The sequence below is a fragment of the Streptomyces sp. L-9-10 genome (genome assembly GCF_004151105.1).
In the GTDB taxonomy this organism is placed as follows: domain Bacteria; phylum Actinomycetota; class Actinomycetes; order Streptomycetales; family Streptomycetaceae; genus Streptomyces.
In genome coordinates, this window is the sequence record NZ_PHRF01000162.1 from 91,409 (window position 1) to 116,370 (window position 24,962).

23 protein-coding genes, 1 tRNA gene and 1 pseudogene are annotated in these 24,962 nt (G+C 70.7%); 18 read left to right on the top strand and 7 right to left on the bottom strand.

What is annotated here, in order from left to right:
* The 3 genes and pseudogenes from CU044_RS39905 to CU044_RS33865 form a co-directional block, all read left to right on the top strand.
* Window positions 1-626: pseudogene (locus CU044_RS39905) on the top strand (carbohydrate ABC transporter substrate-binding protein); the annotation flags it as partial.
* Window positions 623-1,555, top strand: a complete 933-nt coding sequence (locus CU044_RS33860) for a sugar ABC transporter permease (protein WP_129772579.1) — start codon at window positions 623-625, stop codon at window positions 1,553-1,555. The pseudogene CU044_RS39905 and the gene CU044_RS33860, both read left to right, overlap by 4 nt.
* On the top strand, window positions 1,552-2,466 hold the full coding sequence (locus tag CU044_RS33865; RefSeq protein ID WP_129772580.1) for a carbohydrate ABC transporter permease: 915 nt from the start codon (window positions 1,552-1,554) through the stop codon (window positions 2,464-2,466). Before CU044_RS33860 ends, CU044_RS33865 begins: the two co-directional genes overlap by 4 nt.
* A gap of 93 nt (window positions 2,467-2,559) precedes the next feature.
* Here the strand turns inward: CU044_RS33865 and CU044_RS33870 are convergent, their stop codons facing one another.
* The gene (locus CU044_RS33870) at window positions 2,560-3,003 is read right to left on the bottom strand and encodes a PAS domain-containing protein (protein WP_129772581.1); all 444 of its coding nucleotides are present in this window, start codon (window positions 3,001-3,003) and stop codon (window positions 2,560-2,562) included.
* 188 nt (window positions 3,004-3,191) lie between these two features.
* Window positions 3,192-3,276 (bottom strand) — tRNA-Leu (locus tag CU044_RS33875).
* Between the two features lie 235 nt (window positions 3,277-3,511).
* Here CU044_RS33875 and CU044_RS33880 point away from each other — a divergent pair.
* The 3 genes from CU044_RS33880 to CU044_RS33890 all read left to right on the top strand — a co-directional run bounded on the left by CU044_RS33880 (window position 3,512) and on the right by CU044_RS33890 (window position 6,167).
* A complete protein-coding gene (locus tag CU044_RS33880) occupies window positions 3,512-4,837 on the top strand; it encodes a M20/M25/M40 family metallo-hydrolase (RefSeq protein WP_129772582.1) in 1,326 nt (441 codons plus the stop codon).
* A 151-nt stretch (window positions 4,838-4,988) separates the two neighbouring features.
* Window positions 4,989-5,222 carry a chaplin ChpH gene (gene chpH / locus CU044_RS33885; RefSeq protein ID WP_129772583.1) on the top strand — a complete coding sequence of 78 codons (234 nt, stop codon included), beginning with the start codon at window positions 4,989-4,991 and terminating at the stop codon, window positions 5,220-5,222.
* Between the two features lie 141 nt (window positions 5,223-5,363).
* The gene (locus tag CU044_RS33890) at window positions 5,364-6,167 is read left to right on the top strand and encodes a chaplin (protein WP_129772584.1); all 804 of its coding nucleotides are present in this window, start codon (window positions 5,364-5,366) and stop codon (window positions 6,165-6,167) included.
* A 110-nt stretch (window positions 6,168-6,277) separates the two neighbouring features.
* Here the strand turns inward: CU044_RS33890 and CU044_RS33895 are convergent, their stop codons facing one another.
* Window positions 6,278-6,466 carry a DUF5703 family protein gene (locus CU044_RS33895; protein ID WP_030354641.1) on the bottom strand — a complete coding sequence of 63 codons (189 nt, stop codon included), beginning with the start codon at window positions 6,464-6,466 and terminating at the stop codon, window positions 6,278-6,280.
* 47 nt (window positions 6,467-6,513) lie between these two features.
* On the opposite strand from CU044_RS33895, the gene CU044_RS33900 reads away from it, so the two are divergent.
* The gene (locus tag CU044_RS33900; protein ID WP_129772585.1) at window positions 6,514-7,164 is read left to right on the top strand and encodes a hypothetical protein; all 651 of its coding nucleotides are present in this window, start codon (window positions 6,514-6,516) and stop codon (window positions 7,162-7,164) included.
* 92 nt (window positions 7,165-7,256) lie between these two features.
* On the opposite strand, the gene CU044_RS33905 is transcribed toward CU044_RS33900, so the two are convergent.
* On the bottom strand, window positions 7,257-9,626 hold the full coding sequence (locus tag CU044_RS33905; RefSeq protein ID WP_240046000.1) for a helix-hairpin-helix domain-containing protein: 2,370 nt from the start codon (window positions 9,624-9,626) through the stop codon (window positions 7,257-7,259).
* A complete protein-coding gene (locus tag CU044_RS33910; RefSeq protein WP_129772587.1) occupies window positions 9,623-10,606 on the bottom strand; it encodes an aldo/keto reductase in 984 nt (327 codons plus the stop codon). Before CU044_RS33910 ends, CU044_RS33905 begins: the two co-directional genes overlap by 4 nt.
* Window positions 10,607-10,734: 128 nt before the next feature.
* Between CU044_RS33910 and CU044_RS33915 the strand changes: the two genes are divergently transcribed.
* On the top strand, window positions 10,735-11,787 hold the full coding sequence (locus tag CU044_RS33915; protein ID WP_129772588.1) for an LLM class F420-dependent oxidoreductase: 1,053 nt from the start codon (window positions 10,735-10,737) through the stop codon (window positions 11,785-11,787).
* Window positions 11,788-12,075: 288 nt separating this feature from the next.
* Window positions 12,076-12,861, top strand: a complete 786-nt coding sequence (locus CU044_RS33920; RefSeq protein ID WP_129772589.1) for a ferritin-like domain-containing protein — start codon at window positions 12,076-12,078, stop codon at window positions 12,859-12,861.
* A 72-nt stretch (window positions 12,862-12,933) separates the two neighbouring features.
* On the opposite strand, the gene CU044_RS33925 is transcribed toward CU044_RS33920, so the two are convergent.
* On the bottom strand, window positions 12,934-13,986 hold the full coding sequence (locus tag CU044_RS33925) for a magnesium and cobalt transport protein CorA (RefSeq protein WP_129772590.1): 1,053 nt from the start codon (window positions 13,984-13,986) through the stop codon (window positions 12,934-12,936).
* An 84-nt stretch (window positions 13,987-14,070) separates the two neighbouring features.
* Between CU044_RS33925 and CU044_RS33930 the strand changes: the two genes are divergently transcribed.
* The 4 genes from CU044_RS33930 to mshC all read left to right on the top strand — a co-directional run bounded on the left by CU044_RS33930 (window position 14,071) and on the right by mshC (window position 17,664).
* A complete protein-coding gene (locus CU044_RS33930; protein WP_129772591.1) occupies window positions 14,071-14,757 on the top strand; it encodes a histidine phosphatase family protein in 687 nt (228 codons plus the stop codon).
* A 136-nt stretch (window positions 14,758-14,893) separates the two neighbouring features.
* Window positions 14,894-15,484: a DUF3090 domain-containing protein gene (locus CU044_RS33935; RefSeq protein WP_129772592.1), complete on the top strand. Its 591-nt coding sequence runs from the start codon at window positions 14,894-14,896 to the stop codon at window positions 15,482-15,484.
* Window positions 15,448-16,275, top strand: coding sequence for an SCO1664 family protein (locus CU044_RS33940; protein ID WP_129772593.1), 828 nt, complete (start codon window positions 15,448-15,450; stop codon window positions 16,273-16,275). The genes CU044_RS33935 and CU044_RS33940 overlap by 37 nt, the downstream gene beginning before the upstream one ends.
* Window positions 16,276-16,434: 159 nt before the next feature.
* Window positions 16,435-17,664 carry a cysteine--1-D-myo-inosityl 2-amino-2-deoxy-alpha-D-glucopyranoside ligase gene (gene mshC, locus CU044_RS33945; protein ID WP_129772594.1) on the top strand — a complete coding sequence of 410 codons (1,230 nt, stop codon included), beginning with the start codon at window positions 16,435-16,437 and terminating at the stop codon, window positions 17,662-17,664.
* Window positions 17,665-17,824: 160 nt separating this feature from the next.
* Here mshC and CU044_RS33950 read toward each other — a convergent pair whose 3' ends face one another.
* On the bottom strand, window positions 17,825-18,895 hold the full coding sequence (locus CU044_RS33950) for a PAC2 family protein (RefSeq protein ID WP_240046001.1): 1,071 nt from the start codon (window positions 18,893-18,895) through the stop codon (window positions 17,825-17,827).
* A gap of 251 nt (window positions 18,896-19,146) precedes the next feature.
* Between CU044_RS33950 and CU044_RS33955 the strand changes: the two genes are divergently transcribed.
* Genes CU044_RS33955 through CU044_RS33975 form a run of 5 tightly spaced genes read left to right on the top strand, consistent with a single transcriptional unit; the run spans window position 19,147 to window position 24,961 of the window.
* Window positions 19,147-20,466: an enolase C-terminal domain-like protein gene (locus CU044_RS33955; RefSeq protein ID WP_129772595.1), complete on the top strand. Its 1,320-nt coding sequence runs from the start codon at window positions 19,147-19,149 to the stop codon at window positions 20,464-20,466.
* On the top strand, window positions 20,463-21,257 hold the full coding sequence (locus CU044_RS33960) for an SDR family oxidoreductase (RefSeq protein WP_129772596.1): 795 nt from the start codon (window positions 20,463-20,465) through the stop codon (window positions 21,255-21,257). The genes CU044_RS33955 and CU044_RS33960 overlap by 4 nt, the downstream gene beginning before the upstream one ends.
* 43 nt (window positions 21,258-21,300) lie before the next feature.
* Window positions 21,301-22,374 (top strand): sugar ABC transporter substrate-binding protein, encoded by a 1,074-nt coding sequence (locus CU044_RS33965; RefSeq protein WP_129772597.1) that lies wholly within the window; start codon window positions 21,301-21,303, stop codon window positions 22,372-22,374.
* Between the two features lie 2 nt (window positions 22,375-22,376).
* Window positions 22,377-23,936, top strand: a complete 1,560-nt coding sequence (locus tag CU044_RS33970) for a sugar ABC transporter ATP-binding protein (RefSeq protein ID WP_129772598.1) — start codon at window positions 22,377-22,379, stop codon at window positions 23,934-23,936.
* Window positions 23,933-24,961, top strand: a complete 1,029-nt coding sequence (locus CU044_RS33975) for an ABC transporter permease (RefSeq protein WP_129772599.1) — start codon at window positions 23,933-23,935, stop codon at window positions 24,959-24,961. The genes CU044_RS33970 and CU044_RS33975 overlap by 4 nt, the downstream gene beginning before the upstream one ends.
* The last annotated feature ends 1 nt before the right edge of the window (window position 24,962 follow it).

The window sequence follows — 24,962 nt, forward strand, 5'->3', positions numbered from 1 at the left end:
ACGAGAAGTGTGTCCGCATGGCGACGCTGCTGGACGAGCTGATCTCGGCCAAGGCCGTCACCACCAAGGGCTTCTTCAGCCAGGGCTTCGCCAAGGACAGCGGCGGCAAGGTCCTGATGGCGTACGGACCGTCCTGGTACGGCCAGTACCTGTTCAAGACCGCCTTCAAGACCCCGGCCAAGCAGATCGCCGCGGCGTCTCCGCTGACCTGGGAGGGGGAGACCACGCCCGCCACCGGCAACGTCGGCGGCGGTGTGTGGATGGTGTCCTCGCACAGCGCCAACCTCAAGGCGTCCACGGACCTGGTCAGCTGGCTGACCACCTCCGACGAGAACCAGGCGTCCGCGCCCACCTATCCGGCCTACACCAAGGCCGCCGACGCGTGGCTGGCCAACCCGGCCAACAGCGACTACTTCGCCAACGACGTCAGCAAGCCCTTCCAGGAGGCCGCCGACCAGGTGTGGACCGGCTGGTCGAACACCAGGTTCTCGGACGCCACCGCCTGGTCCAGCGTTGTACTGCCCGCTCTGACCTCGGGTAAGAGCCTGGTTTCCGTCCTGCCGGCCTGGCAGCGGGAGATCAGCAACCAGGCACGGGCCGAGGGATACCAGGTGGTCAACGAATGACACTGCTGGAGACCGGGCGCGTAGCCGTCTCCACCCTCCGCCGCGGCACGGGGCCGCGGCGGAGGGGCAGCGGCCCCGCGGGCTACTTCTTCGTCGCCGGGTACGCGCTGCTGCTGCTCGCCTTCGGCGTATTCCCCACCTGTTACTCGTTCTATCTGGCGCTCACCAACGACGCCGGGCAGTTCACCGGGCTCAACCAGTTCCTGAAGGTCGCCCAGGACTACCGCTTCGTCCCGGCCTTCACCCACATGCTGATCTACCTGGCCATGTGGCTGGTCGTCCTGGTCGTCCTCGTCGTGCTGGTCGCGGTGGTCCTGCGCAGCCGGGTGCGGCCCGGGACCTCCGCGCTGTTCCGCTTCCTTTACTACATTCCCGGCGCCCTCGCCGGGGTCGCCAGCGTGCTGGTCTGGCTCTTCATGCTGGACCCGGACGTCAGCCCGGTGCCCTGGCTGCTCACGAGCATGGGGATGCACAGCTTCGCGGCCGTGCTCGCGCCCGGCAACCTGCCGCTGATCCTGATGCTGATCGCCTTCTGGACCGGCGCCGGCGGCTGGATGGTGGTGATGTACGGGGCGCTGAACAACATCCCGGACGAGGTGCTGGAAGCCGCCCGGATGGACGGCGCGGGGCCCTGGCGCACCGCCTGGCACATCCAGATACCGATGATCCGGCAGTGGATCGTGTACATGACGATCATGGCCTTCGCCACCGGCACCCAGCTCTTCGTCGAGCCCCAACTGCTCCAGACCGCCAGCCTCGGCAGGGTGAGCCCCTCGTGGTCGCCCAACCAGCTCGCCTACGTCTACGCCTTCCAGCAGGGCGACTTCAACGGCGCCGCCGCGATCTCCGTATTCCTGCTGGCGCTCGGACTCATAGCCGCCGGGCTGCTGGTCGCCCGGTCGAACCTGTTCACGTTGGATGAGAAATGACCCGAACCGCTCTTCCGCCGGCGACCACGGGCCGACGTGCCCGGCCCTCCCGGGCCGCCTCCCTCCTGATCGTGGGCCTCCTGCTGGCCGTGCTGCTGGTGTTCTTCGTATTGCCGGTGATCTGGCTGCTGCTCGCACCGTCGAAGACCGCGGGCCAAGTGGTGCACGACAACCCGCTGTCCTTCGGCTCGTTCCAGCAGATCGGCACCGCCTGGCAGCACCTGTTCGACTTCCAGGACGGCGCCATGGCCACCTGGCTGCGCAACTCGGCGATCTACTCCGGTGGATCGCTCATCCTGACGCTGGCGGTCAGTGTGCCGGCCGGGTACGCGCTGGCCCTGACGAAGTTCCGGGGCCGTAAAACGCTGCTGACCGTCACCCTGGTCACGATGATCATGCCGCAGGCCACCCTGGTGCTGCCGATCTTCCTGGAACTCAACCGCTTCCATCTGATCGGTACCGTCTGGTCGGTGATCCTGCCCTTCTCCTTCTATCCGTTCGGCGTCTACCTGGTCTACATCTACTTCGGGAGCAGCCTGCCCAGGGACCTGCTGTCGGCCGCGCGGATCGACGGCTGCACGGAATGGCAGCTCTTCTCCCGTATCGCGCTGCCGCTGGCGAAGCCGGTGGTCGGACTGGTCGCCTTCTTCAGCTTCGTAGGCAACTGGAACAACTTCTTCCTGCCCTATCTCGTCCTGCCGAACAGCGAGCAGTTCCCGGTCCAGGTGGGCCTGAACCAACTGCTGACCTCCACCCCGTCGTTCAACCCGGTGGCCGGCGCCGGGCTGAACATCACCATTCCGGAACTGGCTCTGGCGATTCTCGTCGCCATCCTGCCCGTACTGGTGCTCTTCCTGTTCTCCCAGCGCACGCTGGTGTCCGGCATGCTCGCCGGAGCGACCAAGGAGTGACCCGTGGGGCCCCGGAGCGGCGGGACGCACGAACCCCGCCGTACCGTTGGGACGCCCACCCGGCGCCGCCCGTCCGCCCCGTCGGCGGTCCGGTCAGGAGGCCGTCTGATTCGACGTGGCTTCCAGCAGCCGTCGGCGTACCTCCTTCTCCTGGGCCCGCCGTGCGGTGACATCCCGGATGACCGCCCCCACGTGGCTCGCATCGCCCTCGGAGTCGGTCAGCAGCACCACGCTGAACTCGATGGAGACGGTCGAACCGTCCGCCCTCAGCGCGGGCACCGCCAGGAGGTCGTCGTCCCCGTACTTACTGGTGCCGGCCGCCATGGATGCCACGAAGCCGTCCCAGTGACGCCGCCGGTGCTTCTCGGGGATGATCACATCCAGACTGCGACCCGCGACCTCGGCCGCCGAGAGGCCGAAGATCCGCTCCGCTCCCCGGTTCCAGTAGCGGATCAGCCCCTCACGATCGACGATCACCAGACCGTCGGGTGCTCCCGCCGCCATCGCGAGAATCACTTCGGCGTCCAAGTCTCCCATGAGACCTCCACGTTGCGAGGAAGGATCCGTCGCCGACAGCCTACGGATCGCGGAAGCGATTGTATGCAGTCGACGAGTCAAGGGTGCCTCGGAAGGGCTCGTCGTGAGAGGGCGGATCCGTACCCGGAGCCAGCACGCAAAAGGTGCCGACCGAAAATCGGCCGGCACCATCAGTGCGTGAACTCTTGTGTCCGAGGGGGGACTTGAACCCCCACGCCCGATAAAGGGCACTAGCACCTCAAGCTAGCGCGTCTGCCATTCCGCCACCCGGACCAGGTGTCTGCCGGACGGCCCCGGGCCGTTCCGACGTGGAAAACCATAGCAAACATTCGACGGTGCCCGATCACGGACCGATCCGGGGGACGGCCCGGTGGTGGCCCGGGGGCGGGGGGGCTTGTGACGGGCGTATGACAGGCCGGGGGCTGTCTTGGGGTGCGGGGGCGGGGCGCGGGAGTATGTGGAGGAACAGCAGCGGGAACCACCAGCAACGACCGTGGGAGTGAGCAGCGTGAGCGAGCCGAACGCGGGCAGGACCGTCTCGGGCGAGGACGAGGTCGTTGACCTCTGCCGTGATCTGATCCGGATCGACACCAGCAACTACGGCGACCACTCGGGACCGGGGGAGCGGGCCGCCGCCGAGTACGTCGCGGAGAAGCTCGCCGAGGTGGGCCTCGAACCCCAGATCTTCGAGTCCCACAAGGGCCGTGCCTCCACCGTCGCCCGGATCGAGGGCGAGGACCCCTCCAAACCCGCACTGCTCATCCACGGTCATACGGATGTCGTCCCGGCCAATGCCGAGGACTGGCGGCACCACCCGTTCTCGGGCGAGATCGCGGACGGCTGCGTCTGGGGCCGGGGCGCGGTCGACATGAAGGACATGGACGCGATGACCCTCGCGGTCGTACGGGACAGGATGCGCAGCGGCCGCAAACCCCCGCGCGACATCGTGCTGGCCTTCCTCGCCGACGAGGAGGCGGGCGGCACGTACGGGGCGCGGTATCTCGTCGACAAGCACCCCGGGCTCTTCGAGGGTGTCACGGAGGCGATCAGCGAGGTCGGCGGCTTCTCCTTCACCGTCAACGAGAATCTGCGGCTCTATCTCGTCGAGACGGCGCAGAAGGGCATGCACTGGATGCGCCTGACCGTGGACGGCACCGCCGGGCACGGCTCCATGACCAACAACGACAACGCCATCACCGAGCTGTGCGAGGCCGTGGGGCGGCTCGGCCGCCATCAGTGGCCGGTGAGGGTGACCAAGACCGTACGGTCCTTCCTGGACGAGCTGTCCGACGCGCTGGGCACCCCGCTCGACCCGGAGGACATGGACGCCACGCTCGCCAAGCTCGGCGGCATCGCGAAGATGATCGGCGCCACCCTGCGCAACTCCGCGGCGCCCACCATGCTCGGTGCCGGCTACAAGGTGAACGTGATCCCCGGCCAGGCGACCGCGCATGTCGACGGCCGTTTCCTGCCCGGGTACGAGGAGGAGTTCCTGGCGGACCTCGACCGGATTCTCGGCCCGCGGGTCAAGCGGGAGGACGTGCACGGCGACAAGGCCCTGGAGACCAGCTTCGACGGCACGTTGGTGGACGCCATGCAGACCGCGCTGTCGGCGGAGGACCCGATCGCGCGGGCCGTTCCGTACATGCTCTCGGGCGGCACCGACGCCAAGTCCTTCGACGACCTCGGCATCCGCGGCTTCGGTTTCGCGCCGCTCAAGCTGCCGCCGGAGCTGGACTTCGCCGGGATGTTCCACGGTGTGGACGAGCGGGTACCGGTTGACGGCCTTCAGTTCGGTGTGCGGGTGCTGGACCGCTTCATCGACCACAGCTGACAAGGGAGTTGGAGATTCCGGTAATCGACAGCGTGTGCAGGCGCGACTGAGAAGAGTGAATGCGACCATACGCTCGTAGCCTCATTACTTCCTCCTCGTTACAGGTGATGCGGTCCGCGGCTGGGACCGCATTTGCCAACGAGGAGGAACAATGATCAAGAAGGTCGTCGCTGCTGCGGCTGTTACTGGTGGTCTGGTGCTCGCGGGTGCGGGCATGGCCGTCGCCGACGCGGGCGCCCAGGGTGCCGCTGTCGGTTCTCCCGGTGTCCTCTCGGGCAACGTGATCCAGGTTCCGGTCCACGTTCCGGTGAACGCGTGCGGTAACACGATCTCCGTGATCGGGCTGCTGAACCCCACCTTCGGCAACGTGTGCATCAACAACTGACGTCAAATCTCTCTCACCCCGTGAGGGTCTGAGCCCGAGTGGCCCCGGAGTGCGCGCCATGCACTCCGGGGCCGCTGGGCATCCTGCCCCGGCACCGATGCCCAGGGCAGCTCCGGAAGGCAGAAGGCAGGGATCGAAGCTATGAGACAGGTCACGCGCAAGGGCCTGATCACCGTGGCGGCCGCGGGCGGCGTACTCGCCCTCGGCGGCGGCTACGCACACGCGGACTCGGGAGCGAGCGGCACCGCCGCGAACTCCCCGGGAGTGCTGTCCGGCAACAACGTTCAGGTTCCGGTGCATGTCCCGGTCAATGTGTGCGGGAACACCGTCGATGTCGTCGGGGTGCTCAACCCCGCCTTCGGCAACAACTGCGCCAATGTGTCCGGCAAACCGGCCGGCGGCGCACACGGCGGGGGCCAGGACGGCGGATACGGCGGCGGCGCCCACACCGGCGGCTCCCACCCCGGCGCCACGCACACCGTGCCGGGCGGCGGCTCCCACGCGGGAGGCGGCGCGGCCAACTCTCCCGGCGTCGGCTCCGGCAACGCGGTCGAGGTGCCGGTCGACGTCCCCGTGAACGTCTGCGGGAACACGATCGACGTCGTCGGCCTGCTCAACCCCGCCTTCGGCAACGGCTGCGCCAACGACGCGCCCGTCCACCCGCCGGTCAAGCCCGAGCAGCCCGGCACGCCCGGGGAGCCCGGGGAACCGGTCGCCCCGCCCGAGCCGGGAACGCCACCGTCCGAGCGCGCCATCCCGCCGGCGCCGGGTCAGCCCAGCGCCCCGAACAACCCCGAGACGCAGACCGTCGCACAGCCCAAGGGCACCGAGGTCCTCGCACAGACCGGTGCGGGCGCGCTCGGGATCGCGATTCCGGCGGGCGCGGGCATGCTGCTCGCGGGCACCATCCTCTACCGCCGCTCCCGGGCCCGTTCCGCCGCGTAGTCGTACGGATACACGCCGTACGGGACCAGCTCGCAGCGGAACCGGCAACGGAACAAGGTAGGACACGGGCGGGCCTCGCAACAGCGGGGCCCGTTCCGTCGTCCTCAGCCTCACCAGGTGGCGCGCACCTGACGGATGATGCGCCGGCGCAGCCGCACTCTGCGACTGCCGTCCCGGTGCAGGCTCAGACGGTCCAATTCCCAGTGTCCGTACTCGGCGTGGTCGGTGAGCAGACGCGCCGCTTCCTTGCGGGAGACCCCGCGCGGCACGTACACGTCGACAAATTCGTATTCCGGCATCGCATCTATTGTGCGGGCAGAGCCCAGGTACGGATAGCGTCTGCACTATGTCTGATGCTGCGCAGCCCACCGCTGCCGAGGTACGCGCTGCCGCCGAGGCGGTCAAGGTAGCTCTGGACCGCCATCTCGCGGCGGTCGAACACCGCACGGGTGAGGACGACCCGGCTGTCTCCGACGCGTTCAACGCCCTCGCCGTCGCGGCCGAGGTCTATGACGAGCGGCTCTACAACCGGTACGACGAAGTCACCCCCTTCGAGATCCCGGACCCGGACGACTCCCTGCCGCCCTACAACGGTCCCGAGGAGCCCAACGCCCTCAGCGTGCTGATCCGGCGTGACTACGCGGTCGTGGAGCCGCAGCGGCTGCTCGCACAGGCACAGCGCATCGTCGATGTGGAAGGGGACACCGACAACGGAGGAGTGGTGGGCGGCAGTGTGCACGCCGCTCTCGGTGTGCTCTTCGGCGAGTACGAACCGGACGAGATCGCCTCCCGGCACAAGGAGTTCGGCCTGGAGGAGGGTGACTCCACCCTCTGGGTGTCGGCCGCGGACGACCTCCCCGAACCGGGGGAGTGGCTCTCGGCGCCCTTCGACCAGGCCGACCCCCAGCAGGTGGTCTGCCGCTTCGATGTCAGCGCGGTCTTCGACGAGGACGATCTCGACGCGGACATCGACGACCTGGAGGAACAGGACGCCTGACGTCCGTACCGCCCGCGCCGGACCCCGGTGGGTGCGGCGCGGGCGGGTGCGGGCGGTACGGGCGGTACGGATGTCCCTGCCCGGTCAGCGGGTCAGCCCGGCTGCGCCGCCGGGGCCAGCAGGCTCTCGATCAGCGGGCGCAGCCTGGTCGTCCGCTCCTGGAACGGGACGTCCGCCACGGCGTGCGGCAGTGCCTGGTCGACGCCGTGCACCACGGACAGATGGCGGTCACCCCGGCTGAAGGCCGTGTAGACCCACGGGCGGCTCAGCCCGCGTGCGGCATCGCCGGGGAGCACCACGACCGCCGCGGGCCAGCGCATCCCCGCCGCCTGGTGCGCGGTGAGCGCCCAGCCGTGGCGTACGGCGGTCTCGACCCGCTCCCTGGGGACCACGACCGCCGTGCCCGCGCAGTCGAGGCGCAGCCCTTCGGCGTCCGCGGAGACCACGGCCCCCTGGAGCGTCCTGCCGGGCGACGGTACGTAGGCGATCCTGTCGCCCGGGTCGAAGCCGCCGAACCGGCCGGGACCGGGGTTGAGCCGCTGCTTGAGCGAGGCGTTCAGGGCGCGGGTGCCGGCCGAGCCGCCATGGCCCACGGTGATCACCTGCGTCTGCCCGGCGTCCATCCCGAAGGCGCGCGGCACGGACTCGGCCACCAGCTGCACCGTGCGGTGCACCGCCTCGCCCGCGTCCCGCACGGGAACGATCACGACCTCCTTGCCGGGGGCCTCGACCTGCTGCAGCTCACCGATGCCGATACCGGAGACCAGCTCGCCGATCGGCCCAGGGTCGGGTGTACGGGAGGCGATCTGCGGGCACACCCGGGCGGCCAGCAGATCGGCGAACACCCGGCCCGCGCCCGCCGACCACAGCACTCCGGGGTCGCCGCCGAGGACCAGACGGCTGCCGTCGGGCAGCGACTCGACGATCATCGCGGCCGTCTCCACATCGAGCTGTGGCGCGTCCAGCACGACCAGGAGATCGAGCGCGAACATGCCGTCCGCGTCCCGCCCGGGGCCTTCCGTGCCTGCCAGCAGTCCGGCCACGGTGACGGCTCCCGCCGTCGCGTCCAGCCGGTCGCGGCCGTTCTCGCTGTGGGTCGCGACGACCGCGCGCACCCCGAGCGCGCGGGCGGCCCCGGCCAGGGCGACCGGCTCGGCGCGCGCGGCCTCACCGCCGGTGTGCAGGACGAGTCCATGGCCGGCGACCGCGCGGATCAGCTCGGCCGCCGCGCGCGGGGCCGCCGCCGCGGCCTCGTCCCAGGAGTCGTCGGGGCCGGTCTTGACCAGCCGCGCGAGCCCGTCGGCGAGGCTCTCCTCGGCGAGCGCGTACCGGTCGAGGCCCAGCAGCACCGGGGCCGGCGGGCCGGCTTCGGCCGGATCCGCACCGCCGGCCGGCTCCTCGCCCCGCGCGGCCTCCCCGCCGCGATCCGTGCCGCCTTCTGATCCGTTCTCGGATTCAGCCTCGAAGCCGCCCTCGAAGCCGTCTTCGAAATCGCCTCCGAAGCTGTCCTCCGCGCCCTCCTGGAACACCAGCACCGCGCCCTCGGAGATCGCGTGCCGCACCGCCTCGTGGGGGTCGGGCACCGCGTGCTCGGCCAGCGTGCCCCGTACCGACGCGGCCTCCAGGGCCGTGTGCCCCTGGAGCGCGGCCCGTTCCAGCAGCCAGCCGACGAGCGCGGCGGCCCGCCGTTCGTCGCCGGGACCGCACGCCGCCCCGAGCAGGGCACGCGCGAACCCGTCGGCCTGCTCGGGCCGTACCCCGGGGACGGCGAGCAGCTGCCACGGGTCCTCGCGCAGCACCTCCGCGGCCCGCTCCCCGAGAACGGCGGCGACCTGCCCGGCGAGCGCCTCCGGCGCACCGCCCTCGGCCAGCACGGCCCGTACGGCGGACACCGCCTCTTCCGGAACGGACTGCCGCGCCGGAGCAGGAGTCGAAACAGAAGTCGAAGCGTGAGCCGAGGAAGGCGCGGAGGAAGGCGCGGAGGAGGGCGCCGACGCGGGCTCAGCGGCGCGCGCGGACGGCTGGGCGCGCTCCGGGGCGGCGGACGCGCGCGGACCCAGCAGGGAGCGGTCCACGGGCGCGCCGCTCTCCACGGCCCGTACGGCGGCGAGCAGATCGGCGGCCTGCCCGCTCAGTTTCGTACCGGCGGCGATGGGTCCTGCCTTCTCCGCCTTGCGCTGCTCGATCCGCTCCCGCAGCTCCCGCTGGGCGGCCAGCTCGGCCGCGGCCTCGGACACCTCGGGCGCCTCGGACGCGGTGCCCTCCGCCGTCCCGCCCTGGGCCTCCCCGTCCCCTCCGGCCTCCCCGTCCGACGCGTCCGCGCCCTCCACGGTGTCGGTGTCGGTGTCCGTGTGGGTGTCCGGCGCAGGCCCGGCAGCGGCTTCCGCGTCGGGCCCACCCGCCGTGGCGTGCTCAGCGGCCGTCTCGGCCGCCCCTGCGGCGGTGTCGCGGTCCGTACTCACAGCGTGCTCCAGTCCTGGTCGGGATAGCGGTGCACGGGCGCCGACACATCGTCGAGCGCCTGGCAGATCTCGTCAGGAAGAGTAAGGCTCTCCACTGACAGAGCGGCCGTGAGCTGCTGCGCGTTGCGCGCGCCGATGATCGGCGCCACCACTCCGGGACGGTCCCGGATCCACGCCAGCGCCACTTCCAGCGGCGTCGTGGCGAGCCCCTCCGCGGCCGTCGCGACCGCGTCCACGATCCGGCTCGCCGCCTCGTCCAGATACGGCTCGACGAACGGGGCCAGCAGCTCGGACGCGCCCCGCGAGTCGGGTGGTGTGGTGTGCCGGTACTTGCCGGTGAGCACCCCGCGCCCCAGCGGTGACGACGGCAGCAGCCCGACCCCCAGATCGATCGCGGCCGGCAGTACCTCCCGCTCCACCCCGCGCTGGAGCAGGGAGTACTCCATCTGACTACTGGCCAGCCGCGTCCGTATACCCGGCGAGGCCAGCTGCCAGGTGGCGGCCTTGGCCAGCTGCCAGCCGCAGAAGTTCGACACCCCCGCGTACCTGGCCCGTCCGCTGGTGACCGCGATGTCCAGCGCGTGGAGCGTCTCCTCCAGGGGCGTGCCGGTGTCAAAGGCGTGGATCTGCCACAGATCCACATAGTCCGTGCCGAGCCGCTCCAGGGACGCGTCCAGCGCGGCGAGCAGATGACCGCGTGAACAGTCGAAGCGCCGGTAGGGATCCGGCACGCTCCCGGCCTTGGTCGCGATGATCAGATCGCGGCGCGGAACGAGCCGTTCGACGAGTTGGCCGAGCAGATATTCGGCCTCCCCGCCGCCGTACACGTCCGCCGTGTCGATCAGCGTTCCGCCCGCTTCCCAGAAGGCCTTCATCTGGTCGGCGGCGTCGTGCTCGTCGGTGTCCCGTCCCCAGGTCAGGGTGCCGAGCCCGATTCTGGACACGCGCAGGCCGGTTCGGCCGAGATGCCTCTGCTCCATGGCTGCTGAGATTACTGGCCATGGCCCCACGCGGAGAGAGCCTGTGGACAACCCGCCCTGACGGATCGCCGTATCGCGCGCTAGAGTCCCGGGGCACAGGGACGTTACTCATCGGTAAGGGAGTGGTTATGCGGCTCGGCATCAACCTCGGATACTGGGGCGCGGGGATGGACGGCGACAACCTCGCCGTCGCTCAGGAGGCCGACCGGCTCGGCTACGACGTCTGCTGGGCCGCCGAGGCGTACGGCTCCGACGCGCCGACCGTACTGAGCTGGGTCGCCGCGCAGACCGAGAGCATCGACGTCGGCTCCGCGATCCTCCAGATCCCGGCGCGCCAGCCCGCGATGACGGCCATGACCGCCGCCACCCTCGACTCCCTCTCCGGCGGCCGTTTCCGGCTCGGCCTCGGCGTCTCGGGACCCCAGGTCTCCGAGGGCTGGTACGGAGTGAAGTTCGACAAGCCCCTCGCCCGTACCCGGGAGTACGTGGAGATCGTCCGCAGGGCCATGACCCGCGAGCGGCTGTCGTACGACGGCGAGCACTGGACGCTGCCGCTGCCCGGCGGCCCCGGCAAGCCGCTGAAGCTCACCGTGCACCCGGAGCGCGAGCACATCCCGCTCTACATCGCCGCGATCGGTCCCAAGAACCTGGAGCAGACCGGCGAGATCGCCGACGGCGCGCTGCTGATCTTCCCGTCCGCCGAGCACCTGGAGGACACGGCGATCCGGCATCTGCGGGCCGGCCGTGAGAAGGCCGGGCTGACCATGGACGGCTTCGACGTCTGCCCCACCGTGCCGATCGCGGTCGGCGACGACGTCAACGCGCTGGCCGATGTCTTCCGTCCGTACACCGCGCTCTATGTGGGCGGGATGGGCAGCCGCGAGCAGAACTTCTACAACCAGCTCGCGCGGCGCATGGGATACGAGAAGGAGGCCGCCGAGATCCAGGACAAGTACCTCGACGGCGACAAGAACGGCGCGGCGGCGGCCGTACCGCACGAACTGATCGACTCGACGACGCTGCTCGGCTCCATGGAGCGGATCGCCGACCGGATGGGGGCGTACGCCGCCGCCGGTGTCACGACGCTGACCCTCGCCCCGGCCGGTTTCACGCTCGACGAGCGGATCGCCGCGCTCCGCGTCGGCACGGAAGCCCTGGAGCGCGCCGGACTGGTCTCCTAGCCCCGAATCGCCTAGCCCGAACGGGCTACCGGGCCCGCGCCCCCGTGAGGGGGACCGCGGAGACGTACGAGGGCGCCCGGCCGGAAGTCTGCGGCCGTGGTGGGGGCTCGGGGGGTCTTCCCCGCCACGGCCGTCATGTACGACAACGCCTCCGGGCCCCGCTCGGTTACGCGCGGGGGCTTCCGTGGCGCTCCTTCTTTCGGCTCAGCCGGCCGGCGTAGCTGTTGCCTGTTGCCCCGCACCCCATTTGACTCGGTTTCTGCGGATGTCTGTATGGAGGTGGCAGTGATGCTCTCGGCCCGAAGCCTGTTCCAGGAAATCCTGGACGACGATCGTTCCTTCCGGCTCTTCTGCTCCATCGCGGCCAGCGGCGAGGCCCAGGGCGGCTGGGAGAACGGCCGGATCGCCGCCCTGGTGCCGGACTCCATGCGGCATCTCGCCCCGAAGATCGCCCGGCACGGCGCCGACGAGGACAAGCACGGGCGCATCTTCCACGCACTGCTGAGGAAGCGCGGTCTCCGGCCGGTCCCGGTGCCCGCGGAGACCGACTACACCATGCTGCTGGAGCGGCAGGGCATCGGGCTCACCCACACGAAGCTGCGCCGTGAGAAACCGCTGACCGAGGAGGACATCCTCGTCTATCTCGCGCACAGCAGGATCACCGAGCAGCGGGCCGCCGACCAGATGGTGATGCTCGTCAGGTACTTCGGCGACAACCCCGAGGTGGGCAAGGCCGTCAAGATGATCAGCAATGACGAGGACAACCATCTCGCCTACTGCCACGAGGAGTTGCTGCGGCTGGCGCGCGCGGGCCACGGCCGTACGATCCAGCGCACCCTGCGGCACTGCGCGCTGTCCGAGATCAGGGTCTACCGTCAGGTGAGCCTCGCCGTGATGGGCCGGATGGGCCGGATCCTGGGCTGGCCGGCGCCCAAGTCGGCGGCGCTCGCGGCGGGGATCCACACCCTCTACGCGTATGAACGGCTCATCGGCTGGCGCCGGATGGTCACGCTCACGATGCCGGAGCGGCGCGACGCGCTCGGCGGGGCCGCGACCGCCGTACCGGCCTTCTGAACGCCCCGGCCTTCTGAACGCGCCGCCGACCGCCCGGACCGGCGTGTCTCCACCCCCGGACGCACCGGCGGGTCAGAGCCAGCCGCGACGCTTGAACGCCCGGTGCAGCCCGAGGACCACGACCGCCATGAAGGCGATCACGGCCGGATACGCCCACACGTACCCCAGCTCCGGCATGTACTCGAAGTTCATCCCGTAGATCCCCGCGACCAGCGTGGGGACGGCTGCCATCGCCGCCCACGCCGAGATCTTCCGCATGTCGTCGTTCTGCCGCACCCCCATCTGCGCGAGGTGCGCCGCCAGGATGTCGGAGAGCAGCCGGTCGAGCCCCTCCACCTGCTCGTTGGCGTGCAGCAGATGGTCGTTGACGTCCCGGAAGAACGGCTGCGAGCCCGTGTCGACGAACGGCACCCCGGGGCCCGCCAGCCGGGCCATCGGCGCCGCCAGCGGGCCGGTGGCCCGGCGGAACTCCATCACCTGTCGCTTGAAGTTGTAGATCCGTTCCGCGGTCGGCGTCACCGACCCCGACCGGGGCTTCGGCCCCGACCCCGGTCCCGATCCGGACGACCCGGACCCGCCGTCGCCCCCGCTCGGCGCGAAGACCTCCGCCTCCAGCTCCTCCAGATCGACCTGGAGCTCCCCGGCCACCTCGATGTAGTGGTCCACGATCGCGTCACTGACCGCGTACAGGACCGCCGTGGGGCCGTGCTTGAGGACCTCGGGCTCCGCTTCGAGCCGCTGCCGTACGGCCGTCAGCGGAGCGCCCTCGCCGTGCCTGACCGTCACCACGAACGAGTCGCCGACGAAGACCATCAGCTCACCGGAGGTGACGATGTCGTGTTCGTCGTCGTACAGCACCGGCTTGAGGACCATGAACAGCGAGTCGTCGTAGATCTCCAGCTTGGGCCGCTGATGGGCGGTGAGCGCGTCCTCCACGGCCAGGGGATGCAGCCCGAACTCGCTGCTCACGAGGTCGAACTCGTGCGTCGTGGCCTCGTGCAGCCCGAGCCAGAGGAACGCGTCGCCCGTGGCGCGCGCCTCGGCGAGGGCGTCGGAGAAGTCGGCGGGGCCGTCGGTGCGGCGTCCGTCGCGGTAGATGGCGCAGTCCACGATCACGGCGGGCATTCTCCCCCTTCCGGTACCCGCCCGCATCCCCCGGGCACGTACCGGCCCATGACGCTGCCGTACCGACCGCCTACGCTGGCGGGCATGGCCACGTTGATCCTCGTACGTCATGGACGGTCCACCGCCAACACCGCGGGGCTGCTCGCGGGCTGGACGCCGGGGGTCGCCCTCGACGAGCGCGGCGCCGCCCAGGCCGCGGCGCTGCCCGGACGGCTCGCGCGGGTGCCGGTCGCCGCCGTCGTCAGCAGCCCGTTGCAGCGCTGCCGGGAGACCCTTCAGCCGCTGCTGGACGCCCGGCCGGAGCTGACGCTCCGGACCGACGACCGGAACGGGGAGTGCCACTACGGCGACTGGTCCGGCCGCAAGCTCGCCGAACTGGCCGACGAGCCGCTGATGACGGTCGTGCAGCAGCATCCCTCGGCCGCCGTCTTCCCCGGGGGCGAGTCGATGCGCGCGATGCAGGCGCGGGCCGTGGACGCCGTAAGGGAGTGGAACGCGCGGGTCGACGAGGAGCACGGCGAGGACGCCGCGTTCCTGATGTGCTCGCACGGGGACATCATCAAGGCGCTCGTGGCGGACGCCCTGGGCATGCATCTGGATCTTTTCCAGCGGATCCATGTGGACCCCTGCTCGGTCACGGCGGTCCGCTACACGCGGCTGCGCCCCTTCGTGCTGCGGCTCGGCGACACCGGTGATCTCGCCGGGCTGGCGCCGCGTGAGAACACCGGCGGCGGCAGCGGTGTTGTGGGAGGCGGAGCGGGAGCACCGTGATCGCTCCGCGCAGTAGGGTGGACGCGCCGTCCGTGCGATCCAGGGGATTCCCGGGACCCGCGGCCCGCCCTTCGCGATTCCGGCCCCGTGCCAGACCGATGTGCCGTAACCGACGATTTCCAAGGGAGATCAGGACGTGTCCCGTCAGGTGTTCCTCTACGACCCACCGGACCGCTTCGTGGCCGGTACGGTCGGGCTGCCTGGACGCCGTACGTTCTTCCTGCAGGCTTCCGCCGCAGGGCGCGTCACCAGCGTCGCCCTGGAGAAGACCCAGGTGGCCGCGCTCGCCGAGCGGATCGACGAGCTGCTCGACGAGGTCGTACGCCGTACCGGTGGCAATGCCCCCGTACCCGCCATGGTGCCCTCCGACGTCGCCGACTCCGCGCCGCTCGACGCCCCGGTGGAGGAGGAGTTCCGGGTCGGCACGATGGCGCTGGCCTGGGACGGCGACGAACAGCGCATGATCGTCGAGGCGCAGGCGCTCGTCGAGCTGGACGCCGACAGCGACGAGGATCTCGCCGAGGCCGAGGAGCGACTGCTCCAGGACGAGGAGAACGGTCCGCCGATGCTCCGCGTCCGGCTGACCGGCGCCCAGGCCAGGGCCTTCGCCAAACGCGCTCTGGACGTGGTCAACGCCGGCCGCCCGCCGTGCCCGCTGTGCAGCCTGCCGCTCGATCCGGAAGGACACGTATGCCCGCGCCAGAACGGATACCGCCGAGGAGCGTGACGGCGGTCGATCTCCTCGCCAAGGGCGAGCTGACGGTGCTCGGGCGGATCCGCGAGGCGTCCAACGCGGTGCTCTACTGCTCCGTCTCGTACGAGGGGGAGGAAGCCCACTGCGTCTACAAGCCCGTCGCGGGCGAACGGCCCCTGTGGGACTTTCCCGACGGCACGCTGGCCCAGCGCGAGGTGGCGGCGTACGAGGTCTCCGAGGCGACCGGCTGGGGGCTGGTGCCCCCGACCGTGCTCCGGGACGGACCCCACGGCGAGGGCATGTGCCAGCTGTGGATCGAGGCGGACACGGACGGGACCGCCACGCCGCTGCTGGCTCTCGTCGAGGAGGAGGAGCCGGGCGAGGGCTGGAAGGCGATCGGCCTCGCCGAGGTCGGCGAGGGGGAGACCGCCCTGCTGGTGCACGCGGACGACGAGCGGCTGCGCCGCCTCGCCGTGCTCGACGCGGTGATCAACAACGGTGACCGCAAGGGCGGCCATCTGCTGCCCGCGCCCGGGGGCCGGCTGTACGCCATCGACCACGGCGTCACCTTCAACGTCGAGGACAAGCTGCGCACCCTGCTGTGGGGCTGGGCCGGCGAGCCCCTGCCCGCGCCGGTGATCGAGGTGCTCGGCAGGCTGGAGGAGGCCCTGACGGAGGGCGCGCCCCTCGCCACCCGGCTGGCCGAATTGCTCACGGTGGCCGAGACCGACGCCATCCGGTCCCGCGTGGGTGAACTGCGCCACACGGGCCGCCACCCGGAACCCTCGGGACAGTGGCCCGCGATCCCCTGGCCACCCGTCTGACCACGGCAGGAGACCGGACCGGCGCGGGTCGTGCGACCTGGGGCGCCGGTTCCGTCCGCGGCCCGGAGCAGCCCCCGGCGGATCGCGCAAGAGCGCCCAATAGGCCAGGACCACCCATCCGGTTCGTATGCGGAACATCCATCCGGTTACGCTCATGACATGCATGCCTGGCCCGCTTCCGAGGTCCCCGCCCTGCCTGGCAAGGGCCGCGACCTCAGGATTCACGACACCGCGACCGATGGCCGAGTAACCCTCGAGCCCGGTCCCGTCGCCCGTATCTACGTCTGCGGCATCACCCCGTACGACGCGACCCATATGGGTCACGCGGCGACCTACAACGCGTTCGACCTCGTTCAGCGCGTGTGGCTCGACACCAAGCGGCAGGTTCACTACGTCCAGAACGTGACCGATATCGACGATCCGTTGCTGGAGCGCGCGCAGCGCGACGGAGAGGACTGGACCGGGCTCGCGGAGCGCGAGACGGCGCTCTTCCGGGAGGACATGACCGCCCTTCGCATGCTGCCGCCCCAGCACTACATCGGCGCCGTGGAGGCGATACCGGGCATCGTGCCGCTGGTGGAGCGGCTGCGCGACGCGGGGGCCGCGTATGAACTCGACGGTGACATCTACTTCTCCGTGGAGGCCGACCCGCACTTCGGCGAGGTCTCACGCCTCGACGCGGAGACCATGCGGCTGCTCTCCGCCGAGCGCGGCGGCGACCCCGACCGGCCCGGCAAGAAGAACCCCCTCGACCCGATCCTCTGGCTGGCCGCCCGTCCCGGTGAGCCCAGTTGGGACGGGGGCAGTCTGGGCCGCGGCCGGCCCGGCTGGCACATCGAGTGTGTGGCCATCGCCCTGGACCATCTGGGCATGGGCTTCGACGTCCAGGGCGGCGGCAGCGATCTGGCCTTCCCGCACCACGAGATGGGCGCCTCGCACGCCCAGGCGCTGACCGGCGAGCACCCGTTCGCCCGTGCCTATGTGCACGCCGGAATGGTCGCGCTGGACGGCGAGAAGATGTCCAAGTCCAAGGGCAATCTGGTCTTCGTCTCGACGCTGCGCCGCGAGGGCGTGGACCCGGCGGCGATCCGGCTCGCGCTCCTCGCGCACCACTACCGCTCCGACTGGGAGTGGACGGACCAGGTGCTCCAGGACGCCGTGGAGCGGCTGGCGCGCTGGCGGGCCGCGGTGTCGCGGCCCGACGGGCCCTCGGCCGAGGCGGTGGTCGACGAGATCCGTGCGGCGCTGGCGGACGATCTGGACGCCCCCGCGGCGCTCGTGGCCGTCGACCGCTGGGCGGCGCTCCAGGACACCACGGGCGGTACGGACGAGGGGGCGCCCGGAGTGGTGTCGCGCGCCGTCGACGCGCTGCTCGGAGTCGCGCTGTAAGGGTCCTTGTCCCGGCGGGTGTTGGAGCCGGGACGGGACAAGGATCGGCTGGTCCGGGAGCGGTACGGCGGTACGGGAGCGGGGCGGTGCCAGAAAGGCGCCGCCCCGCTCCCGCGTACTTCTCGTGCCGTGCGTTCCCGGTCCCGTTCCGGTCGCGTGCTCAGTCCTCGGCGGGACCGTCGTCCTCGGTGCCTGTGTCCCCGTCATGACCGGTGTCCGGCCCGGGTCCCGGGCCCCGCTCGGGACCGGGACCCTGCTCGGGGCCCTTGCCCGTGTCGGGGCCGCCGCGCGGTGGTTTCTGCGGGCGGCGCCGGCCACCCGGCGCGTCGCGCAGATACGGCGGACCTTCACCACTCTCCGAGGCATGGCTTCCCGGCCCCTGGCCGGGATCGCCGTCACGCCGGCGCAGATACCGCTCGAACTCCCGGGCGATGGCCTCGCCGGACGCCTCGGGAAGCTCCGCGGTGTCCCGCGCCTCCTCCAGCGACTGGACGTACTCCGCCACCTCGCTGTCCTCGGCGGCCAGTTGGTCCACCCCCAGCTGCCAGGCCCGTGCGTCCTCGGCCAGCTCACCCTGCGGGATACGGAGACCGATGAGGTCCTCCAGCCGGTTGAGGAGCGCCAGCGTGGCCTTCGGGTTGGGCGGCTGCGACACATAGTGCGGTACGGCGGCCCACAGACTCACCGCGGGCACCCCCGCGTGCGTGCAGGCCTCCTGGAGGATGCCGACGATGCCGGTCGGCCCCTCGTACCGGGTCTCCTCCAGGTCCATCGTCCTGGCCAGGTCCGTGTCGGAGGTGACCCCGCTGACCGGCACCGGCCGGGTGTGCGGGGTGTCGCCGAGCAGCGCGCCCAGGATGACCACCATCTCGACGCCCAGCTCATGGGCGAAGCCGAGCAGCTCGTTGCAGAACGAGCGCCAGCGCATGGACGGCTCGATCCCGCGGACCAGCACCAGATCACGGGGCTTCTCACCGCCGACCCGCACCACGGAGAGCCGGGTGGTCGGCCAGGTGATCTTCCGCAGGCCGCCCTCCAGATAGACCGTGGGCCGGTTGACCTGGAAGTCGTAGTAGTCCTCGGCGTCCAGCGCCGCGAACACCTCGCCCTTCCACTCCCGGTCCAGATGAGCCACCGCGGTGGAGGCCGCGTCGCCCGCGTCGTTCCAGCCCTCGAACGCGGCCACCATGACCGGGTCGATCAGCTCGGGAACCCCCTCGAGCTCGATCACCCAGTGCCTCCTTCCGAAGTTCCCTCTCGTACGCACCAACCTTACGGCTTCACGCCTGCCCGCCCGCAGCCCCTTGCCCGGCAGGGTGAACTTCGCCGTACCGGGGCATAGCCCAAAGAATCACGGTCCCGCACCGACGATTCATCCGAGCTGTGATCGTAATTTTCGTCCCGGCCCTGGACGATCGGGCGTCCACGGCGCTATACATCGGATGACCAAAAGAGATCCGATGTTCTTCTCAAGGGGCGTGTATGAGTCAGACCGTCACGGGATTCGAGGTTCACGACATCCGCTTCCCCACCTCGGAACAGCTCGACGGCTCCGACGCGATGAACCCCGATCCCGATTACTCGGCCGCCTATGTGGTCCTGCGTACCGACGACGGCGCGGAGGGGCACGGCCTCTGCTTCACCATCGGGCGCGGCAACGACGTCACCTCGGCCGCCATCGGGGCGCTGCGCCCCTACGTCGTCGGGCGCCCGGCCCCCCGCACCGCGGCCGATCTCGCCGCGCTCTCCATCGAACTGACCCATGACTCGCAACTGCGGTGGCTCGGCCCGGAGAAGGGCGTGATGCACATGGCGGCGGGCGCCGTCATCAACGCCGCCTGGGATCTCGCGGCGAAGAGCGCGGGAAGACCCGTCTGGGAGTTCCTCTCCGCGATGACGCCGGAAGAGATCGTCTCGCTCGTCGACTTCCGCTATCTGACCGACGCCCTCACCCCGGACGAGGCGCTGGACATCCTGCGCGCCGCGGAGCCGGGGCGCGCCGAGCGCACCGCCCGGCTGCGGGCCGAGGGTTACCCCGCGTACACCACTTCGCCCGGCTGGCTCGGCTACGACGACGCCAAACTGGTGACGCTCGCCGAGCAGGCGGTCGCCGACGGCTTCGAACAGATCAAGCTGAAGGTCGGCGGCGATCTCGACGACGACGTCCGGCGGATGAAGCTGGCCCGCGCCGCCGTCGGCCCCGGCATCCGGATCGCCGTCGACGCCAACCAGCGCTGGGACGTGTCCGAGGCGGTGCGCTGGATGTCGGCCCTCGCGCCGTACGAACCGCACTGGATCGAGGAGCCGACCAGTCCCGACGACATCCTCGGCCACGCCGCCATCCGGGCCGGCCAGCCGGTCAAGGTGGCCACCGGCGAGCATGTCGCCAACCGGGTCGTCTTCAAGCAGCTGCTCCAGGCGGGCGCCGTCGACTATGTCCAGATCGACGCGGCGCGGGTCGCCGGCGTCAACGAGAATCTGGCGATCCTGCTGCTCGCGGCCAAGTTCGGCGTGCCCGTCTGCCCGCACGCGGGCGGTGTCGGGCTCTGCGAACTGGTCCAGCATCTCTCGATGTTCGACTACGTCGCCGTCTCCGGCAGCCTGGAGGGGCGGGTCATCGAGTACGTCGACCATCTCCACGAGCACTTCGCCGACCCGGCGGTGGTCGTCTCCGCGCGCTATCGGGCACCGAGCGCACCGGGCTTCTCCGCCCGGATGCTCCCCGAGTCCATCGCCGCGCACACCTACCCCGACGGGCCCGTCTGGCAGGCACGTCGCACCACCGAGGAGGCCGGCGCATGACCGCCGCGGAGGCAGGAGCAGGACAGGTACGGGATTTCGCGGGGCTCGGCGCGCTCGTGACCGGCGGCGCCTCGGGGATCGGGGCGGCCGTCGCGACCCTGCTGCTCGCGCGGGGCGCCCGGGTCGCCGTACTGGACCGCGAGACCGCCGGAGCACCCGCCGGAACGCTGGCCCTCACCGCCGACGTCACCGACGACGCGGCGGTACGGGCGGCCGTGGACGCGGCGGCCGAGGAGTTCGGCGGGCTGCACACGGTCGTCTCCAACGCGGGGATCGGCGCCATCGGCACCGTCGCGGACAACTCCGACGAGGAGTGGTCGCGGGTCCTCGACATCAATGTCCTCGGCATGGTCCGCACCGCACGGCACGCGCTGCCCCATCTGCGCCGTACGGCCGCCGAACGGCCCGGCTGCGTCTCGATCACCCAGACCTGTTCCATCGCCGCCACCGCGGGGCTGCCGCAGCGCGCCCTGTACAGCGCCAGCAAGGGAGCGGTCCTCTCGCTGACGCTGGCGATGGCGGCCGACCATGTCCGCGAGGGCATCCGCGTCAACTGCGTCAACCCCGGTACCGCCGATACGCCCTGGGTCGGCAGACTGCTCGACCAGGCCCAGGACCCCGCGGCCGAACGCGCCGCCCTCGAAGCGCGCCAGCCCACGGGACGGCTGGTCGGCGCGGACGAGGTCGCCGCCGCCGTCGCCTATCTCGCCAGCCCGGCCGCCGCCGCCGTCACCGGCACGGCGCTCCCGGTCGACGGCGGAATGCAGGGCCTGCGCCTGCGCCCCGCCTGAGCCGTACTCACGCATGCAACAGGGACAAAGGACGGTACAAACCATGCCGCGACACCCCGTGGGGCGCCCCCCACTTCGCAGACTCCGTACGACGAGCGCCTCGGCCTGCGCCGTGCTGCTGGCCGTGACCGCCCTGGCGGGCTGCAACCGCGACCAGGGCAGCGACGCAGCCGGCGGCGGCAAGGTCGGTATCGACCTGCCGCGCAGCGACAGCGACTTCTGGAACTCCTATCAGCAGTACGTCGAGAAGGGCGTCAAGGACGGTGAGGTCGACGCGCTCTCCCTGACCAACTCGCAGAACGACATCGGCAAGCTCGTCTCCAACGTCCAGGTCTTCACCGACCAGGGCGCCAAGGCCGTCGTCATGGCCCCGCAGGACACCGGGGCGATCGCCGAGACGCTCCAGACGCTGAGCGAGAAGAAGATCCCCGTCATCAGCGTCGACACCCGGCCCGACAAGGGCGACGTCTACATGGTCGTACGGGCCGACAACCGCGCGTACGGCCAGAAGGCCTGCGAGTACCTGGGCGAGCAGCTCAAGGGCAAGGGCAAGGTCGTCGAGTTCCAGGGCGACCTCTCCTCCATCAACGGCCGTGACCGTTCGGAGGCGTTCAAGTCCTGCATGGACGAGAAGTTCCCCGGCATCAAGGTCTTCGAGCTGGCCACCGAGTGGAAGGGCGATGTGGCCTCGGCGAAGCTCCAGTCGACGCTGGCCGCCCACCCCGACATCAACGGTATCTACATGCAGGCGGGCGGCGTCTTCCTCCAGCCGACCCTGGCCCTGCTGGAGCAGAAGAAGCTCCTCAAGGCACCCGGCGAGGCGGGGCACATCACGATCATCTCCAACGACGGCATCCCCGAGGAGCTGGACGCGATCCGGGAGGGGAAGATCGACGCCACGGTCTCCCAGCCGGCCGACCTCTACGCCAAGTACGCGCTGTACTGGGCGAAGCAGGCGCTGGCGGGCACCACGCCCGAGGAGGGGCCGACCGACCACGACTCCACGATCATCAAGATCCCGAACGGCTTCGAGGACCAGCTCCCCGCGCCGCTGGTGACCAAGGAGAACGTGGACGACCCGAAGCTCTGGGCGAACCAGCTGGAGAAGAAGAGCTAGCCATGGAACAGAAGCAGCGGGCCCCCGCCGCCGTCCACGCGGAAGGCATCGTCAAGCGCTTCGGTCCCACAGTGGCGCTCGACGGTGTCCGGCTCACCGTACGGCCCGGCGAGTCCCACGCGCTCGTCGGGCGCAACGGCGCGGGCAAATCCACCCTGGTCAGCGTGCTCACCGGGCTGCACCGGCCGGACGCGGGCGAGGTGACCTTCGGCGGCGAGCCCGCGCCCGCCTTCGGGGACACCTCGGCCTGGCAGTCCAAGGTCGCCTGTGTGTACCAGAAGTCGATGGTCGTGCCCGATCTGACCGTCGCCGAGAACCTGTTCCTCAACGACTACGGAGTGCGCGGATCCGGGGCCGGCGCGCGCCGTCTCATCAGCTGGCGGGGGCTGCGCCGGCAGGCGCGCGAACTGCTCGCCGGGTACGGGGTCGACGTCGACCCCGACGCCCGCGCCAAGGATCTCCCGGTCGAGCAGCGGCAGTTCGTGGAGATCGCGCGTGCGCTGTCCTTCGGCGCCCGGCTCATCATCCTGGACGAGCCCACGGCGCAGCTCGACGCGCGCGGTATCCAGCGGCTCTTCGACAAGCTGCGCGAACTGCGCGACCAGGGTGTGGCGTTCCTCTTCATCTCCCACCATCTCCAGGAGGTGTACGAACTGTGCACCGCCGTCACGGTCTACCGGGACGCCCGTCATGTGCTGACCGCTCCGGTCGCCGAGCTGTCCAAGGCGGAGCTGGTGACGGCGATGACCGGCGAGTCCGCGGGGACGGCCGGCTCCTGGCACGCCGCGCGCGCGGACACGACGGACCCGTCGGACGCCGGGGACGCGGCCGCCGAGCCCGTACTGAAAGCCGAGGCGCTGGCGCTGGACGGCGAGTTCGAGCCGCTGGATCTCGCCGTACGGCCCGGTGAGGTGCTCGGTCTGGCCGGAGCCGCGGCCAGCGGCAACACCGCGCTCGGTGAGACGCTCGCCGGGATGCGCGCGGCGACCTCGGGACGGATATCCGTACGCGGCCGTACGGTGAAGCCGGGCAGCGTTCCGCACGCGCTGGACGCGGGCATCGGCTACATCCCCGAGGACCGGCACCGCCAGGGACTCGTCCTGGACCGCAGTGTCGCCGAGAACGCCACGCTCACGGTCACCGACCAGCTCGGCCCGTGGGGGACCGTACTGCCCTCACGGACCAGGGAGTTCGCCCGGGGCATGATCGAGTCGCTGGACATCAAGACCCAGGGCCCCGAGCAGCCGGTCTCCGGGCTGTCGGGCGGCAATCAGCAGAAGGTCGTCGTCGCCCGCGCCCTGGCGCGCGGACCCAGTGCGCTGATCGCGCTGCGGCCCACCGCCGGCGTCGACGTCAAATCGAAGGACTCGCTGCTCGGCGTGGTGCGCCGGGTGGCCGACGAGGGCAGCGCGGCCGTGATCGTCTCGGACGAGCTGGACGATCTGCGGGTGTGCGACCGGGTGCTCGCCCTGTTCCACGGGCGTGTGGTGGCTACGTTCGGAAGTGGGTGGACCGACCGCGAACTGGTCGCCGCCATGGAAGGTGTGGGGGAGCGGGAATGACCGAGACGATGCGTCCGCCGGTGGCCGAGAAGGCCGACGGCGCGAGCCCGCTGAACCGGATCCGGCTCATCCGGTGGAGCGACTTCTCGCTGGTGCCGGTGATCCTGGTGCTGATGGTGATCGGCTTCATCGTCTCGCCGGTCTTCCTCACCTCCAGCAACCTGATCAGCGTCGTCCAGCAGTCCTCCGAGCTGAGCCTGCTGGTGCTCGGCCAGGCGCTGATCCTGATCTGCGGCCGGATGGACCTGTCGCTGGAGTCGACGATCGGGATCGCGCCGGTCATCGCCATGTGGCTGGTACTGCCCTCGGACGGCGGCCGGTTCGCCGGACTCGACCTGCTGCCGGTCTGGATGGCCATCCCGGCCTGTCTGCTGGTCGGCATGGCCATCGGCGCGGTCAACGGCTTCCTGATGCTGAAGCTGCGCGTCAACGGCTTCATCGCCACGCTCGGCATGCTCACGATGCTGCGCGGACTCCACATCGGCATCACCGAGGGCAAGTCGATCACCGATGTCCCGGAGTCCTTCCGGTACTTGGGCAAGACCGACTGGCTGGGCGCCCCCGCCGCCGTCTGGATCTGTCTGGCGCTCTTCGCGATCGGCGGCGCGGCCCTCGCCTGGCTGCGGCACGGCCGTTCGCTGTACGCCATCGGCGGCAACCCGGAGGCGGCCCGCGCCGCCGGCATCCGGGTGGACCGGATCACCTGGATCGTGCTCGCCATCGGCGGGCTGCTCGCGGCCTTCGCGGGCATCCTCTACACCGGCCACTACGGCTCGGTCGCGGCCACCCAGGGCAACGGCTGGATCTTCCAGGTCTTCGCCGCCGCGGTGATCGGCGGCATCAGCCTGAAGGGCGGGCGCGGCACGCTCTTCGGGGCGCTGACCGGGGTGCTGACCCTTCAGCTGGTGGTCAATGTGATGACCCTCGGGGGTGTGCCCGCGCTCTGGAACCAGTTCCTGAACGGCGCGATCATCATCGTCGCGCTGGTCATCTCGCGTTTCGCGAGCGGCGAGAAGCAGGACTGAC

Coding starts and splice junctions, on each gene's coding strand:
- CU044_RS33860 (WP_129772579.1), top strand. CDS start 623: ATGACACTGCTGGAGACCGGGCGCGTAGCCGTCTCCACCCTCCGCCGC.
- CU044_RS33865 (WP_129772580.1), top strand. CDS start 1,552: ATGACCCGAACCGCTCTTCCGCCGGCGACCACGGGCCGACGTGCCCGG.
- CU044_RS33870 (WP_129772581.1), bottom strand. CDS start 3,003: ATGGGAGACTTGGACGCCGAAGTGATTCTCGCGATGGCGGCGGGAGCA.
- chpH (WP_129772583.1), top strand. CDS start 4,989: ATGATCAAGAAGGTCGTCGCTGCTGCGGCTGTTACTGGTGGTCTGGTG.
- CU044_RS33890 (WP_129772584.1), top strand. CDS start 5,364: ATGAGACAGGTCACGCGCAAGGGCCTGATCACCGTGGCGGCCGCGGGC.
- CU044_RS33895 (WP_030354641.1), bottom strand. CDS start 6,466: ATGCCGGAATACGAATTTGTCGACGTGTACGTGCCGCGCGGGGTCTCC.
- CU044_RS33900 (WP_129772585.1), top strand. CDS start 6,514: ATGTCTGATGCTGCGCAGCCCACCGCTGCCGAGGTACGCGCTGCCGCC.
- CU044_RS33910 (WP_129772587.1), bottom strand. CDS start 10,606: ATGGAGCAGAGGCATCTCGGCCGAACCGGCCTGCGCGTGTCCAGAATC.
- CU044_RS33915 (WP_129772588.1), top strand. CDS start 10,735: ATGCGGCTCGGCATCAACCTCGGATACTGGGGCGCGGGGATGGACGGC.
- CU044_RS33920 (WP_129772589.1), top strand. CDS start 12,076: ATGCTCTCGGCCCGAAGCCTGTTCCAGGAAATCCTGGACGACGATCGT.
- CU044_RS33925 (WP_129772590.1), bottom strand. CDS start 13,986: ATGCCCGCCGTGATCGTGGACTGCGCCATCTACCGCGACGGACGCCGC.
- CU044_RS33930 (WP_129772591.1), top strand. CDS start 14,071: ATGGCCACGTTGATCCTCGTACGTCATGGACGGTCCACCGCCAACACC.
- CU044_RS33940 (WP_129772593.1), top strand. CDS start 15,448: ATGCCCGCGCCAGAACGGATACCGCCGAGGAGCGTGACGGCGGTCGAT.
- mshC (WP_129772594.1), top strand. CDS start 16,435: ATGCATGCCTGGCCCGCTTCCGAGGTCCCCGCCCTGCCTGGCAAGGGC.
- CU044_RS33955 (WP_129772595.1), top strand. CDS start 19,147: ATGAGTCAGACCGTCACGGGATTCGAGGTTCACGACATCCGCTTCCCC.
- CU044_RS33960 (WP_129772596.1), top strand. CDS start 20,463: ATGACCGCCGCGGAGGCAGGAGCAGGACAGGTACGGGATTTCGCGGGG.
- CU044_RS33965 (WP_129772597.1), top strand. CDS start 21,301: ATGCCGCGACACCCCGTGGGGCGCCCCCCACTTCGCAGACTCCGTACG.
- CU044_RS33970 (WP_129772598.1), top strand. CDS start 22,377: ATGGAACAGAAGCAGCGGGCCCCCGCCGCCGTCCACGCGGAAGGCATC.
- CU044_RS33975 (WP_129772599.1), top strand. CDS start 23,933: ATGACCGAGACGATGCGTCCGCCGGTGGCCGAGAAGGCCGACGGCGCG.